The sequence below is a fragment of the Microbacterium sp. E-13 genome, assembly GCF_049912955.1.
Classification (GTDB): Bacteria; Actinomycetota; Actinomycetes; order Actinomycetales; family Microbacteriaceae; genus Microbacterium.
Window position 1 is genome coordinate 2,111,098 of record NZ_CP183973.1, and the last position, 13,817, is coordinate 2,124,914.

General features: G+C 69.2%; 17 protein-coding genes and 2 tRNA genes. 8 read left to right on the forward strand and 11 right to left on the reverse strand.

Features of this window, described 5'->3' with window-relative positions; translation table 11 throughout:
* Positions 1 to 18 precede the first annotated feature (18 nt).
* From ACN9MP_RS09630 to ssb, 4 genes are all read right to left on the reverse strand, one after another.
* Positions 19 to 546: an acyl-CoA thioesterase gene (locus ACN9MP_RS09630; RefSeq protein WP_426319691.1), complete on the reverse strand. Its 528-nt coding sequence runs from the start codon at positions 544 to 546 to the stop codon at positions 19 to 21.
* Positions 539 to 2,218, reverse strand: coding sequence for an energy-dependent translational throttle protein EttA (gene ettA, locus ACN9MP_RS09635; protein WP_426319693.1), 1,680 nt, complete (start codon positions 2,216 to 2,218; stop codon positions 539 to 541). The genes ACN9MP_RS09630 and ettA overlap by 8 nt, the downstream gene beginning before the upstream one ends.
* Positions 2,219 to 2,325: 107 nt before the next feature.
* On the reverse strand, positions 2,326 to 2,853 hold the full coding sequence (locus ACN9MP_RS09640; RefSeq protein ID WP_426319695.1) for a DUF6993 domain-containing protein: 528 nt from the start codon (positions 2,851 to 2,853) through the stop codon (positions 2,326 to 2,328).
* 42 nt (positions 2,854 to 2,895) lie between these two features.
* A complete protein-coding gene (ssb, locus tag ACN9MP_RS09645; RefSeq protein ID WP_426319697.1) occupies positions 2,896 to 3,447 on the reverse strand; it encodes a single-stranded DNA-binding protein in 552 nt (183 codons plus the stop codon).
* A gap of 229 nt (positions 3,448 to 3,676) precedes the next feature.
* Here ssb and ACN9MP_RS09650 point away from each other — a divergent pair, with 229 nt between their 5' ends.
* Positions 3,677 to 3,940: a hypothetical protein gene (locus ACN9MP_RS09650; RefSeq protein ID WP_426319699.1), complete on the forward strand. Its 264-nt coding sequence runs from the start codon at positions 3,677 to 3,679 to the stop codon at positions 3,938 to 3,940.
* 26 nt (positions 3,941 to 3,966) lie between these two features.
* On the opposite strand, the gene ACN9MP_RS09655 is transcribed toward ACN9MP_RS09650, so the two are convergent.
* Complete coding sequence (locus ACN9MP_RS09655; protein WP_426319701.1) at positions 3,967 to 5,391, reverse strand: PLP-dependent aminotransferase family protein; 1,425 nt, start codon at positions 5,389 to 5,391, stop codon at positions 3,967 to 3,969.
* Between the two features lie 61 nt (positions 5,392 to 5,452).
* Between ACN9MP_RS09655 and ACN9MP_RS09660 the strand changes: the two genes are divergently transcribed.
* Positions 5,453 to 6,076 (forward strand): YczE/YyaS/YitT family protein, encoded by a 624-nt coding sequence (locus tag ACN9MP_RS09660; protein ID WP_426319702.1) that lies wholly within the window; start codon positions 5,453 to 5,455, stop codon positions 6,074 to 6,076.
* A gap of 35 nt (positions 6,077 to 6,111) precedes the next feature.
* Here ACN9MP_RS09660 and ACN9MP_RS09665 read toward each other — a convergent pair whose 3' ends face one another.
* Positions 6,112 to 6,324, reverse strand: a complete 213-nt coding sequence (locus ACN9MP_RS09665; protein WP_426319704.1) for a methyltransferase — start codon at positions 6,322 to 6,324, stop codon at positions 6,112 to 6,114.
* 106 nt (positions 6,325 to 6,430) lie between these two features.
* Between ACN9MP_RS09665 and ACN9MP_RS09670 the strand changes: the two genes are divergently transcribed.
* The 6 genes from ACN9MP_RS09670 to ACN9MP_RS09695 all read left to right on the forward strand — a co-directional run bounded on the left by ACN9MP_RS09670 (position 6,431) and on the right by ACN9MP_RS09695 (position 8,514).
* Positions 6,431 to 6,503, forward strand: a tRNA-Arg gene (locus ACN9MP_RS09670).
* 77 nt (positions 6,504 to 6,580) lie between these two features.
* The gene (gene orn / locus ACN9MP_RS09675; protein ID WP_426319706.1) at positions 6,581 to 7,207 is read left to right on the forward strand and encodes an oligoribonuclease; all 627 of its coding nucleotides are present in this window, start codon (positions 6,581 to 6,583) and stop codon (positions 7,205 to 7,207) included.
* Between the two features lie 37 nt (positions 7,208 to 7,244).
* Positions 7,245 to 7,320, forward strand: a tRNA-His gene (locus tag ACN9MP_RS09680).
* A gap of 56 nt (positions 7,321 to 7,376) precedes the next feature.
* Positions 7,377 to 7,727, forward strand: a complete 351-nt coding sequence (locus ACN9MP_RS09685; RefSeq protein WP_426319708.1) for a metallopeptidase family protein — start codon at positions 7,377 to 7,379, stop codon at positions 7,725 to 7,727.
* The gene (gene clpS, locus ACN9MP_RS09690; RefSeq protein WP_426319710.1) at positions 7,727 to 8,023 is read left to right on the forward strand and encodes an ATP-dependent Clp protease adapter ClpS; all 297 of its coding nucleotides are present in this window, start codon (positions 7,727 to 7,729) and stop codon (positions 8,021 to 8,023) included. The genes ACN9MP_RS09685 and clpS overlap by 1 nt, the downstream gene beginning before the upstream one ends.
* On the forward strand, positions 8,020 to 8,514 hold the full coding sequence (locus ACN9MP_RS09695; RefSeq protein ID WP_426319711.1) for a DUF2017 family protein: 495 nt from the start codon (positions 8,020 to 8,022) through the stop codon (positions 8,512 to 8,514). Before clpS ends, ACN9MP_RS09695 begins: the two co-directional genes overlap by 4 nt.
* 9 nt (positions 8,515 to 8,523) lie before the next feature.
* Here ACN9MP_RS09695 and ACN9MP_RS09700 read toward each other — a convergent pair whose 3' ends face one another.
* From ACN9MP_RS09700 to gatA, 5 genes are read right to left on the reverse strand one after another with little or no spacing between them, the layout of a single operon-like run.
* Positions 8,524 to 9,117: a hypothetical protein gene (locus tag ACN9MP_RS09700; RefSeq protein ID WP_426319712.1), complete on the reverse strand. Its 594-nt coding sequence runs from the start codon at positions 9,115 to 9,117 to the stop codon at positions 8,524 to 8,526.
* Positions 9,092 to 9,412 carry a hypothetical protein gene (locus ACN9MP_RS09705; RefSeq protein WP_426319714.1) on the reverse strand — a complete coding sequence of 107 codons (321 nt, stop codon included), beginning with the start codon at positions 9,410 to 9,412 and terminating at the stop codon, positions 9,092 to 9,094. The genes ACN9MP_RS09700 and ACN9MP_RS09705 overlap by 26 nt, the downstream gene beginning before the upstream one ends.
* 48 nt (positions 9,413 to 9,460) lie before the next feature.
* On the reverse strand, positions 9,461 to 10,720 hold the full coding sequence (dinB, locus tag ACN9MP_RS09710; protein WP_426319716.1) for a DNA polymerase IV: 1,260 nt from the start codon (positions 10,718 to 10,720) through the stop codon (positions 9,461 to 9,463).
* A 57-nt stretch (positions 10,721 to 10,777) separates the two neighbouring features.
* Positions 10,778 to 12,292: an Asp-tRNA(Asn)/Glu-tRNA(Gln) amidotransferase subunit GatB gene (gene gatB, locus ACN9MP_RS09715; protein ID WP_426319718.1), complete on the reverse strand. Its 1,515-nt coding sequence runs from the start codon at positions 12,290 to 12,292 to the stop codon at positions 10,778 to 10,780.
* Positions 12,292 to 13,812, reverse strand: coding sequence for an Asp-tRNA(Asn)/Glu-tRNA(Gln) amidotransferase subunit GatA (gene gatA, locus ACN9MP_RS09720; protein ID WP_426319720.1), 1,521 nt, complete (start codon positions 13,810 to 13,812; stop codon positions 12,292 to 12,294). Before gatA ends, gatB begins: the two co-directional genes overlap by 1 nt.
* Positions 13,813 to 13,817 lie beyond the last annotated feature (5 nt).

The following is a 13,817-nucleotide window of genomic DNA, read 5'->3' on the forward strand; positions in this document are numbered from 1 at the left end:
CCGGTCCGCGCGGACTGCTCAGCTCTGCGCGCGCCGGCGGAAGTCGATCGGGTCGCCGACGAACGGCTCCCAGGCAGCCCGCTCCTCCGCGGTCCACCGGGTGGGACGCCCCGACGACGTGTCGACCATGACGATGACCGCGTTCGCACGTGCGTAGAGCACTTGGGGCTCCGGACCGTCCGGACTGTACACGTCGTAGCAGACCTCGGCGCTGGATCCGCCGATGCGTCCGATCCACAGCTGCACATCGAGCGGACGGTGACCGTACGGCACCGGTTGGTAGTACTCGATTTCCTGGCGCGCGATCAGCGTGGCGCGCGCACCGCCGTTCTCGAGCACATTCATGTCGAACACGGCGGTCTCGGGTGCCGGCTCGACGCCGTCTCCCTTCCAGAACGCGCGGAGTCGCGCCTCCTCGAGCAGCTTGAGCATCGAGGTGTTGTTGACGTGCCCGAGCGCGTCGAGGTCTCCCCACCGCAGATGGATGGGGATGTGCACCCGGCGGCCACGGCCCGCGGCCGCCGCCTCGTCGGCGATGTCAGTCACGCGTCAGCTTGCGGTACGCGGTGCGATGCGGGCGAGCCGCTTCGGCGCCCAGGCGCTCGATCTTGTTGGCCTCGTACGCCTCGAAGTTGCCTTCGAACCAGTACCACTTGTCGGGGTCTTCGTCGGTGCCCTCGTAAGCGAGGATGTGCGTGGCGATGCGGTCGAGGAACCACCGGTCGTGCGTGATGACCACCGCGCACCCGGGGAACTCGAGGAGCGCGTTCTCGAGCGACTGGAGGGTCTCGACATCGAGGTCGTTCGTGGGCTCGTCGAGGAGCAGCAGGTTGCCGCCCTCCTTGAGCGTGAGGGCCAGGTTCAGGCGGTTGCGTTCACCACCCGAGAGGACACCGGCCTTCTTCTGCTGGTCGGGCCCCTTGAAGCCGAACTTCGAGACGTACGCGCGCGACGGGATCTCGGTCTTGCCGACCGTGATGATGTCGAGTCCGTCCGACACGACCTCCCACAGCGTCTTGTTCGGATCGATGTTGGCGCGCGACTGATCCACGTAGCTGATCTTGACGGTCTCGCCGATCTTCAGTTCGCCGCCGTCGAGCGGCTCGAGACCGACGATCGTCTTGAAGAGCGTGGTCTTTCCGACGCCGTTGGGCCCGATGACGCCGACGATGCCGTTGGGCGGCAGGCTGAAGCTCAGGCCGTCGATGAGCGAACGGTCGTCGAAGCCCTTCTGCAGCTTCTTCGCCTCGATCACCACGCTGCCCAGGCGCGGCCCCGGCGGGATCTGGATCTCCTCGAAGTCCAGCTTGCGGGTGCGATCGGCCTCGGCGGCCATCTCTTCATAGCGCGCCAGACGAGCCTTGGACTTCGCCTGGCGGCCCTTGGCGTTGGAGCGCACCCATTCCAGCTCCTCGGAGAGGCGCTTGGCGAGCTTGGCGTCCTTCTTGCCCTGGATCGCGAGCCGCTCGGACTTCTTCTCGAGGTAGGTGGAGTAGTTGCCCTCGTAGCCGATGAGCCGGCCGCGGTCGACCTCGGCGATCCATTCTGCGACGTTGTCGAGGAAGTACCGGTCGTGGGTGATGGCGATCACGGCGCCGGGGTACTTCTGCAGGTGCTGCTCGAGCCACAGCACGCTCTCGGCGTCGAGGTGGTTCGTGGGCTCGTCGAGGAGGAGGAGGTCGGGCTTCTGCAGGAGCAGCTTGGTCAGTGCGACGCGGCGCTTCTCACCACCCGACAGCGGGCCGATCTGCGCGTCGCCCGGCGGGGTGCGCAGCGCATCCATCGCCTGCTCCAGCTGCGAGTCGAGGTCCCACGCGTCCGCGGCATCGATCTCTTCCTGCAGCACTCCCATCTCTGCGAGCAAGGCGTCGAAGTCGGCGTCGGGATCCGCCATCAGCCCGGAGATCTCGTTGAAGCGGTCGACCTTGGCCTTGATGGCGATGCCGTCCTGGATGTTCTCGAGCACGGTCTTGGTGTCGTCGAGCTCGGGCTCCTGCATGAGGATGCCCACGCTGAACCCGGGGCTGAGCTTGGCCTCGCCGTTGGACGGGGTGTCGAGGCCGGCCATGATCTTCAGGATCGTCGACTTGCCCGCGCCGTTGGGGCCGACCATGCCGATCTTCGCGCCCGGAAGGAACGCCATCGTGACGTCATCCAGGATCAGCTTGTCGCCGACGGCCTTACGGGCGCGGACCATCGAGTAGATGTACTCTGCCATGCGGGTTTCTGCTCTCCTCGGACTTCAGACGTCAGCATCCCAGCCTACCGGCCGGCGACGGGCCCGGAGTGAGGCGCCGGGTTTGCCGGGTCGGCGTCGCCGACCGATCACCAGTCGAGGGGGCGCGTCTCACCGACGAGGCAGGTGCCCTCGACGAGCACGGGCTCCACGACCGTGACCGGATCACCCGTGGCGGCCCCCACCTGCCCGATGAGGCATTCATCACCCCATCGGACGGAGAACTGGATGCTCTCGGCGGCGTTCCCGACCGTGCTCAGGTCGTCCGTCACCTCCATCGAGGCCTTGTCGAAACCCGCCGCCGCCAGTGCGTCCACGTATGCGCGGCCGCTCGCTCTCCCCTCCGATGCCCATACCGAAGCCGTGATGCCGGCGAACACCGGGAGGTTGTCCGCGGCTGTGCCCTGTGGAAGCATCGTCGCCGGCGGATCGGTCGCGGTCGGCTCCGCGGGCGTCTGGGACGGGGCCACCGTGGGGCTTGAATCCGGCGAACCGGCCGTGTGCGCTTCGGGAGCGCACCCGGCCAGCGCCGCGACGACGAGCAGGGCCGCCAGCGCCGTCATGGGTCGCCACGGCCGATCCTTCGTGCGTATGCGGGGCGGGATGTCTCGTGGCACGCAGCGAGTTTATGTCGCGACGGCTGTCACCCACCGTCGGCGTCAGAACGGGACCTCGTGGCCGGCGGCCGCGGTGCTGCCGTCGACAGTGGCTCCGACGAGCTCGGGCACCGCGTCCTCCGATTCGGCAAGCGGGGCAGTCGCCTCGACGCCGGGCGCCGCCCACGCGTCCTCGTGGCCGCCCATGTCGGGGCCGGGCCGGTCTTTGGAGTCCTCTGCGGCATCGCGGCGCGCGACCCTGACGAACGTCGAGGTTCCCCATCGCAGATCGTGACCGACCGCATCCGCGTCGATCTCGATCGCCGTCCCCCGGCGAGTCCCGTTGTCCCATTCGCGCAGCCGCAGGCGCCCCATGAGGATCACTCGATCGCCCGTCTGGAGCGATTTGTACGCGTGGTCCGCCAGGCTGCGGAATGCCGACACGGTGTACCAGTTGGTGCCGGAGTCCGACCAGGTGCGCGTCTCGGAGTCGAACCGACGGAGCCCGCTCGCCACGCGAAACGTGGTGATCGGCACCCCGGTCGCGGTGTGCTTGCGCTCGGGCGCTGTGGCCACGTTGCCGACGATGGTGATGTTGTCGCCTCGGTCGCTCATCTGACATTCCTCTCACTCGGCCCGAGGTACCTCCCCGGTGCCGCCGACGCCCCGTGCCCGAGGGCGCCGGCGGTGCACCCAGCGTGCGTCACCGCGAGTGCGGCTCCGCGGAGCCGCGATCGATCTGTGGACAAGTGAGGGCTGATCCCGGCTGGGGAGGAGTGGCCGTACGGTCGTTCGGGGCCGATGTCGGAACCCGTAGCTATGTTCGAATGAGAAGGGAGCAGTCATGACCTCGATCCTCGAACCCTCTGCGCAATCGTCTCCCCGTCTCGCACCTCGAACCCGTGAGCGTCTGGTGGCGGCCGCTCCGCTCCTCTGGCGGGTGATCGATCCCGGCGGTCGTGTGATCGGCCATCTGCAGCAGCTGGCCGATGCCGGCGGCATACGATTCCGTGCTCGCCGCTTCCACCCGGCGTCCCACGGGTTCCGCGACCTCGGCGACTTCTGGAGCGCGGACGATGCGGTCGAGTGCCTGAGGTTCGCGCGCTGAGGCAGGCCGGTCCCGTGGGCTCGGCCTCAGATCACGGCCTCGACGGCCTCGAACGTCGACGGCGGGGCACCGGCACGTACCGCCGCCCACGCCTCCTCGAGCACACCAGCCGCCACGATCAGCTCCTCGGGTGGCGCCGTGAACGGCACACGCAAGTGACGATCGTGTCCCCCCTCTACCGAGAAGCGCGGCCCCGCGGTCAGCAGCAGGCCTCGCGTTCGTGCCTGCATCACCAAGGCGGAGCTGAGCGGGACCCCCAGCTCGATCCACAGTGAGACACCCCCGTGCACCTCGGGGACCGCCCAGGACGGTACCGACGCTCGCAGCGCCTCCACCAGTGCATCGCGGCCCGCGCGGAGCAGCTGGGATCGCTGTTGCACGATGTCGTCGAAACGCGCGAGCAGACTCGTGGCGATCGCCTGCTCGAACTCGGGTGTGCCGAGGTCATGCGCCGGCCGCGCGGCCACCAGTCGGCGGATGAGCTCGCCGTCCGCGCGGACCCAGCCGAGCCGCAGCCCACCCCAGACGGTCTTCCCGAGCGAGCCGATCCGAACGACGGTGCCCGGCTCCGCTGCTATGAAGGCCGGTTCTCGCGGTCCACGGTCGATGTCGAGGTCGGCCGTGGTCTCGTCGAGCACCAGCACCGAGCCCGACCGCTCCCCCGCCGCGAGCATGGCGCTTCGCTCAGCGGCGCTCATGCTGTGTCCGGTCGGATTATGGAAGTCGGGCATGAGATACGCCATGACAGGCAGCGTGCGGGCGAATGCCTGCTCGGCGCGGTCGACGTCCCAGCCCTCGTCCGTGGTCACGGGAACCCCGACCAGCCGGGCTCCCGCGCGCCGGAGCGCGTCGGCCGCGTGCGGATACGTCGGCGTCTCGACCAATACCCGGTCACCGCGGGCGATCAGGACGGATGACACCAGATGGATGGCGCTCTGGGCCCCGGTCGTCACCAGTACTTCGTCAGGGTGGGTCGGAACCCCTCGGTCGGTGTAGCGCCGCGCGATGGCCTCGCGGAGCTCGATTCGCCCCAGCACGTCATAGCCGACACGCGCGACCAGCCCGGAAGCGGCGGCGGCGGTCTCGGCCATGATGCCGGCCAGTCCCGGCCAGGCGGGCGGACTGGCCTGCTGCAGATCGATCATGCCGTCGGCCGTGAACGTCCGACCCGGATCGCGGCGCCCGAGCGGGAGCGTGACGCTGCCCGAGCCGCGCATACTCGCGATATGGCCGGTCTCGCGAAGGCTCCGATAGGCCGCTGCCACCGTGCTCCGACTCACCCGTAGAGCGCCGGCCAGTTCCCGCTCAGCCGGCAGCGCGGTGCGGGGAGCCAGCCGGTTGTCGAGACAGAGCAGGCGGATCCCGTCCGCCAGAGCCTCGTACGCCGGCTCCCGGGTGCGCCATCCGCCCAGTGTCATCGCGAGCATGCGAGCCGAAACCCGAGAATCCATGAAGCCACAATAGCCGGATTGGCCTGCTCAAAGCATTCCAATTCTGCGATGGAATGAGTGCATGGCACGCCGAATCATCCAACTGCTCGTCGGTCTGTTCCTCTATGGCGCGGGGTGCGCCCTCACCGTGGAAGCGGGCCTCGGCGTGGACCCGTGGACCGTGTTCGCGCAGGGTCTCTCCGTGCGCACGGGGATCGGGATCGGCTGGATCACCAACATCGTCGGCTTCTTCGTGCTCCTGCTGTGGATACCACTGCGCCAGAAACCGGGCGCGGGGACGATCGCCAACATCCTGCTCGTCGGCACGAGCATGCAGATCGTGCTGGGCCTCGTCCCGCCTGTCGCGGGATTCTTCGCGCAGCTGGCGACGCTGCTCGGAGGCATCGCGCTGGTCGCGGTCGCGTCCGGCCTCTACATCGGTGCCCATTTCGGCCCCGGTCCCCGAGACGGGCTTATGACCGGCATGAACGCACGACTCGGATGGCCGATCTGGCTGTGCCGCGCGCTCGTGGAGGTCTCGGTCCTCCTCGTCGGCTGGCTGCTCGGGGGCACGGTCGGTATCGGCACGGTGCTTTTCGCAGTGCTGATCGGCCCCCTCGTCCACGTGGCGCTTCCGCTGCTCGACACGCGCAGGACCGACACGCGCCGGACAACGGGTCACACCGTCGTCGAGCCGTCCGCCTGACGCTCGGGATGGCCTCCTGAGGCGGCCGAGGCGCCTCAGTGCTCGCGGAAGAGCGGCCAGTCGCTGCCCGGCGCCATCCGGGCGTGGAGCGCGCTCTTCGCGATCTCCATCGTCGGATACGTCCCCGCGGTCGTGTCGGCGCCCGCCATGGTGACGGTGTACCCGTCGTCGTCCTTCCGGATGCTCCCGGCCACGCCGGATGCCCCGTAGGCGACCCAGAGAGGGTGGTGCGTCTCCGTGGTGCTCATCGATGAACTCCTTCCGATGCCTCCTTCGTCGACGCTACGCCCCACCGGGACGGAGCACCAGCGTCCGCGACGGCGCGGCGGAACCCGATAGTGTGGGATATCCCTTCCCTCCGTAGCTCAGGGGACAGAGCGAGCGGTTTCTACCCGCCAGGTCGGGGGTTCGAATCCTCCCGGAGGGGCGAACGGGTCCGGCGTGGGAGCCGGATACCGGGGTCGGGCCCGTGGGATGTCCGACCCTTCGAGAAGGATGGAGCACATGGTGGGTGCGTCCGAGAACGATCGTCTGGTGTGGATCGACTGCGAGATGACGGGCCTCGACCTGGGCGTCGATGAACTCGTCGAGATCGCCGTCGTCGTGACCGATTTCGAGCTGAGGCCGCTCGATCCCGGATTCGCTGTCGTGATCAAGCCCGATGACTCCGCCCTGGCGAACATGAACGAGTTCGTGACGAACATGCATCGCACCTCGGGGCTCCTGGACGAGATCCCCCACGGCGTCAGCCTGGCCGATGCGGAGTTCCAGACCCTCGAGTACATCCAGCGGTTCGTGCCGCTGGAGGGCAAGGCTCCGCTGGCCGGGAACACGATCGGCACCGACCGCATGTTCCTCGCCAAGTACATGCCGCGCGTCGACCGTTGGCTGCACTATCGCAACGTGGACGTGTCGAGCATCAAGGAGCTGTCCCGGCGGTGGTACCCCCGCGCCTACATCCACGCGCCCGCGAAGGAAGGCGGCCACCGGGCGCTCGCCGACATCCTGGAATCCATCCGTGAACTGGCCTACTACCGTCAGGCTGTGTTCGTTCCGGAGCCGGGTCCGACCAGCGACGGCGCGCGTGCCGCAGCGGCTGCCGTCGTGTCGTCGTTTGCTCCTGAGTTGTGAGAGAATCGTCTGGTTGCCCGCGCGAGCGGGAGACATGGTGGGTATAGCTCAGTTGGTAGAGCACCTGGTTGTGGTCCAGGGGGTCGCGGGTTCAAGTCCCGTTACTCACCCCACGTCCGTACGAATGGGGCGCGTCCTACGCGCCCCATTCGCGTAGGAGCGGGGCATCATGTTGGAGATGGATGCCGCGGCTTTCGAGCAGCTCGTGATCGACGAGCTGGACGCCCTTCCCGACGACATGGTGGAGGGGCTCGACAACGTCGTGTTCGTCGTCGAGGACCGCCCGGAGGACGGGAGCCTCGATCTGCTCGGTCTGTACGACGGATGGGCGCTGACCGAACGAGAGCGGTACGGTGCCGGCGAGCTCCCCGATCGCATCATCGTCTACCGCGAACCGCATCTCGCGGCGTGCGACGACGAAGACGGGCTTCGGGACGAGGTCCACACGACGCTCGTGCACGAGATCGCCCACTTCTACGGCATCGACGACGACCGGCTTCACGAGCTCGGGTGGGCATGATGGCACTCAGCACCCCCGCGGTGGACGAGGACGTCGACCTCGCCGCAACGATCGACCCCGACCGCCCTTGGCAAACCGTCGTCTGGGACGACCCGGTCAACCTCATGAGCTACGTCACGCACGTGTTCCGTGAGTACTTCGGCCTGACGCGTGCGGACGCCGAGCGCCTGATGCTCGCGGTCCACAACGAGGGTCACGCCGTCGTGTCGCAGGGCGCGCGCGAGCAGATGGAGCTGCACGCTCAGGCGATGCACGACTACGGGCTCTGGGCGACCGTACGGAAGGCACCGCGATGAGCGCTCGTATCATCGTGCTGGAGGTCGCCCGCCTCGAGGCGGCACATCTCGCCGGCCTGGTGGGCCAATTCGCCGAACTGCTGCGCGACAGCGCGCCCGGCGACGGCGACCCCGCGGTCGCCCGCCTGGTGCCCCCGGCGTATGCCGACGACGAAGACGCGGCGAAGGAATTCCGGTCGCTGACCCAGTCCGACCTGCTCGATCGCCGCGCGACCGACGCGGGGGTCGTGCTGGCATCCCTGGAGGAAGCCGCCCGGATCCCGGACGACCCTGATGACCCGATCATGCTGGAGCAGGTCGAGATCCGTCTGGATCCCGACACCGCACAGGCGTGGCTGCGCACTCTGGCTGCGGTGCGGCTGGTCCTCGCAGTGCGGCTGGGCGTTCTGGAGGCCGACGAGCACGATCACGACGACCCGCGTTTCGGGGTGTACGACTGGGTCGGTTACCGGCTCGACGTACTCGTGGCCGCCCTCGACACGACCGACTGACCGGCGCCCTCAGGGCACCGCGAAGACGAGGTTCGCCAGGCGCATCGGATCGTCCCGCAGCACGTGGCGCTGCTCCTGACGAGCCCAGCGATCCCAATGCGGTCGATAGCTTTCCCCGTCTCGCGTCAGCGCGCGTTCTCGGCGCGATGCCGCGGGCGACTCCAGCCAGACCGACACGTCGGCGAGCCGGGCGGTACCGGGAGTGAGAAGGCCCGCTCCCTCGACGATGAGGGGCAGCGACGGGTCGACGGCGTGAGCCTCGGCCGCTTCACCGAGCGTCCAGTCCCACCGCTGCCAGACGCCCACCACGCCGCGAGCGTGCGGGGTGAGAATCAGGTCTCGTGCCAGCTCGACGCCGGCGTCCAGGCCGTCCCACCCGGGGTAGATGGAGTCCAGCGCGACCAGCTGCACCCGCCCGCGCAACGGCCACCGCGCGACAAGAGCGCGGGCGAGCGAACTCTTGCCCGCGCCGCTGCGTCCGTCGATGAGGAGGACGGGGTTGGATGCCTCCACCCCTGCGACCGCGCGGGTGATCCGATCGACCGCGATGGCGAGCGAGTTGCCGACCGCGTCCTGGTTACTTCTTGAGGGTGCGGATGACACGGCTGAGCGCACGGCCGGCGAAGAAGACGAACGGCACCGCCACCGTCAGGAGGGCGATGATGTTGGGCTCGAAGCGAAGGTCGTCGCCGCGACGGATGTAGGCGCCCACCGGGATTGCCCAGCCGCCCCCGCCACCTCCGCCGTTGCCGGCCTCGTCGGACCCTCCGCCGAATCCGGACCACGTCAGCGCCACCGGGATGATGCGGACGCCGTCGACGTCCTGCTGTTCGCCGTAGGCGCCCTTCACGCCGAAAGACGCGGATTGCCGGCCGAGCTCGAGTGCGATGTTGGGCATGGACCCACGCTACCCGGCAGGACTGCGAAGGCCCAGGGCCGAGGCCGCTCAGTTTTCGCGCGGCGCCCGGGGATTCGATGGCAGCGTGCGTCCGCCCCGGCTCTTGCCGAGAAGGTTCGCACGCGTGACGGCGCCCGTGCCGAACCGCGCGGTCGCGCCGTCGAGGGCGCCCTCGATGCTCCGCCACTCGGCGTCGTCGTCCCAGAGTCCCGGAGCCGACTCCCCCGCGGGTCGCAGCTTCTCGGCGCGCACTCCGACCAGCCGGACGGGAAGGCGACGGTCGATGTCGTCGAAGAGCTCGTGGGCCGCGTCCCCTATCCGCTGCCCCACCGCCGTCGGGTCCGGGAGCGTCTGCGACCGCGTGAGCGTCGTGAAGTCGGCGAAACGGACCTTGATCGAGATCGTCGACGCCTCCCACCCGTGCTTGCGCAGGCGCGCTCCGACGCGGTCGGCCAGGCGGCGAAACTCGCTGCGCAGGATGTCGGCGTCGGCGATGTCGACGTCGAAGGTCTCTTCGTGCCCGACGCTCTTCTCGAGGTGCTCTGTCTGCACCTGGCGCGCGTCGCTCCCGCGCGCCAGGTGCCAGACGCGTTCCCCCATGGCGGACCCGAGGGTGCGGTCGAGAACGGGGCGCGGTGTCTGAAGGATGTCGCTGACGGTGCGGATGCCGCGGGCGTGGAGCGCCTCGACGGCCTTGGGTCCGACGCCCCACAGTGCGCCGACAGGTCGTCCCGCAAGGAATTCGGCGGTTCCCGCTTCCGAAACGATCAGCAGTCCATCCGGCTTGCTGATGGTGGACGCAATCTTCGCGACGTGCTTCGTCGCTGCGACACCGACGGAACAGGTGAGCCCGGTCTCGTCGAGGACGCGGGCTCGCAGCATCCGTGCGATCTCTCCCGGGCGTCCCCACAGCCGGCGTGCGCCCCGCACGTCGAGGAACGCCTCGTCGATCGAGAGCGGCTCCACGAGCGGTGTGAAGTCGCGGAAGATGGACATGACCTTCGCCGACTCCTCGAGGAAACGTCCGAAGTCCGGAGCGACGACGATCGCCGTGGGACACAGGCGGAGCGCTTGACCGACGGGCATCGCGGACCGCACGCCGAACCGACGCGCCTCATACGACGCGCTGGAGACCACGCCACGCCCCTCGGGCGCGCCCACGATGATCGGCTTGCCGCGGAGACCCGGATCGTCCAGCGTCGCCACCGATGCGTAGAAGGCGTCCATATCGACATGGAGGATGCCGGTGCCGGTGTCATCGGCGTCAGCGGGCGAGGTCAGTCGTCCCGTCCCGTCGCCGCGCCCCATGCGTCCATTCTCCCTGTTGCCGCCGACACCCGCCCCTCGGGGCGGGCGTCCGCACGGCTACTGCGCGGCGCGCTCGAGGACGAGCTCCCGCACGCGGGCGGCGTCCGCCTGACCCTTCATCGCCTTCATCACTGCACCGATGACGGCTCCGGCGGCCTGCACCTTGCCGTCGCGGATCTTCTCCAGCACGTCCGGCTGCGACGCGAGCGCGTCGTCGATCGCGGCGATCAGTGCGCCGTCGTCCGAGACCACCGCGAGTCCGCGTGCGTCGACGACCTCCTGCGGTGTGCCTTCGCCGGCGATCACGCCTTCCAGCACCTGGCGCGCGAGCTTGTCGGTGAGCGTGCCCGCGTCGACCAGGGCCTGCAGGGCCGCCACATCCCGGGGCGAGGCGAGATCGGCGGGCTCCCTGCCCTCCGCGTTGGCGATCCGGGTGAGCTCGCCCGTCCACCACTTGCGTGCGGCAGCAGGGGCGGCGCCCGACGCGACCGTCGCTTCGACCTCCACGAGGAGGCCGCCGTTCACGACATCCTGGAACTCGAGGTCGGTGAATCCCCACTCCGTCTTCAGGCGGCGGCGGCGTGCGGCCGGCGGCTCGGGCAGCGCGGCCCGGAGCTGCTCGATGAGTTCGTCCGACGGCGCCACGGGCAGGAGGTCCGGCTCCGGGAAGTATCGGTAGTCGTCGGCATCGGACTTGGGGCGCCCCGGCGACGTCGTGCCGGTGTCTTCGTGCCAGTGCCTGGTCTCCTGCGTGATCGTCCCGCCATCGGCGAGGATCGCTGCCTGCCGCTGGATCTCGTAGCGCACCGCGCGTTCGACCGAGCGCATCGAGTTGACGTTCTTGGTCTCCGTGCGAGTGCCGAGCTTCTCCTGGCCGCGAGGGCGCAGCGAGACGTTCGCGTCGCAGCGGAGGTTGCCGCGCTCCATCCGCGCCTCGGAGATGCCGAGCCCGATGACGATGTCACGGATCGTCGCGACGTAGGCCTTCGCGATCTCGGGCGCGCGATGCTCTGCGCCGAAGATCGGCTTCGTCACGATCTCGACCAGCGGCACGCCGGCCCGGTTGTAGTCGACGAGCGAGTACTCGGCGCCCTGGATGCGACCGGTCGAGCCGCCGACGTGCGTGAGCTTGCCGGCATCCTCTTCCATGTGCGCACGCTCGATCGGCACCGTGACGACGTCACCGTCGGCCAGTTCGATCTCGACGGACCCCTCGAACGCGATGGGCTCGTCGTACTGCGAGATCTGATAGTTCTTGCCGAGGTCGGGGTAGAAGTAGTTCTTCCGCGCGAACCGGCTCGACGGGGCGATCGAGCAGCCCAGGGCGAGGCCCAGGCTGATGGAGTAGCGCACGGCCGTCTCGTTCACGACGGGAAGTGCACCGGGGAGGCCCATGTCGACGGGAGCGACCAGTGTGTTGGGCTCGGCGCCGTGGTTCGCGGCATGCGCGGGATTCGCGGCGCTCGAGAACATCTTGGTCTCGGTGTTGAGCTCGACGTGCACCTCGAAGCCGAGCACGGGCTCGTACAGCTCGAGCGCCTTGTCGAAGTCCATCAGCTTGTCCTTCGCCATCAGCGGGCGCCTCCGTTCGTGCCGAGAGCCGGGGCCCGGTCGAGGATCGGACCGCCCCACGAGTCGACGAGCAGGGATTCGAGCGCGGCCCCGACCCGATAGAGGCGGGCGTCCTCGTACGCGGGCGCCAGGAACTGGATCCCCACCGGGAGTCCGTCCTCCGACGCGAGGCCGGAGGGGATCGAGATGCCCGGAACGCCCGCCAAGTTCGCGGGGATCGTCGTCACGTCGTTCAGGTACATCTGCAGCGGGTCGTCGAGCTTCTCACCGAGGCGGAACGCCGTCGTCGGCGCGGACGGGGTCGCGATGACGTCGACCTGCGAGAAGGCCTCCGCGAAGTCCTGCTGGATGAGCGTGCGCACCTTCTGCGCCGAGCCGTAGTACGCGTCGTAGTATCCGGCCGACAGCGCGTAGGTCCCGAGGATGATGCGCCGCTTGACCTCGTCGCCGAAGCCGGCGTCGCGCGTCGCAGCCATGACGTCCTCCACCGTGCCCCCGGGCACGTCGACACGGAGCCCGAAGCGCACCGAGTCGAACTTGGCGAGGTTGCTGGATGCCTCGGCCGGGAGGATCAGGTAGTACGCGGCGACGCCGTACTCGAAGTGGGGAGCGCTGACCTCGACGATCTCGGCGCCCTGCGCCTCCATCGTCGACAGCGCCGCGCGGAACGACTCCGAGACGCCGGCCTGGAAGCCGCTGTCGGGAAGCTCGCGGATGACGCCGACCTTGAGCCCCTTGAGCACCTGCCCGGTGGCGCCCTCTCGCGCGGCGGCGGCGAACGACGGCCACTCGTGGGCGAGCGAGGTCGAGTCATGGGGGTCGTGGCCACCGATGACGTCGTGGAGGAGGCCGGCATCGAGCACCGTGCGCGTGACCGGGCCCACCTGGTCGAGCGAGGACGCGAGGGCGATCGCTCCGTACCGGCTCACGCCGCCGTACGTGGGTTTGATGCCGACCGTGCCGGTCACGTGTGCGGGCTGACGGATCGAGCCGCCGGTGTCCGAGCCGAGCGCGAGCGGCGCCTCGAAGGCCGCCACCGCCGCGGCCGAGCCGCCGCCGGAGCCACCGGGGATGCGGTCGAGGTCCCATGGGTTGCGGGTGGGGCCGTAGGCCGAGTGCTCGGTGGACGACCCCATCGCGAACTCGTCCATGTTGGTCTTGCCGAGCGGCACGAGACCCGCCGCGCGCGAGCGCGCGACGACGGTCGCGTCGTAGGGCGACATGTAGCCCTCGAGGATCTTCGAGCCGCTGGTCGACGGCATGTCGGTCGTCACCAGCACGTCCTTGACGGCGAGGGGCACGCCCGCGAGCGGACCGAGGTCCTCGCCCGCCGAGCGGCGCCGGTCGATGTCGGCGGCCACGTCGAGCGCGCGCTGGTTCACGTGGAGGAACGCGTGGATGTCGGCATCCACCTCCGCGATGCGGTCGAGGTGGGCGCGGGTGGCCTCGACGCTCGACACATCGCCCGCGCTGAGCTTGTCTGCGAGCGCGGCGGCGCTCAGCTTTGTGAGATCGGTCACGGGGT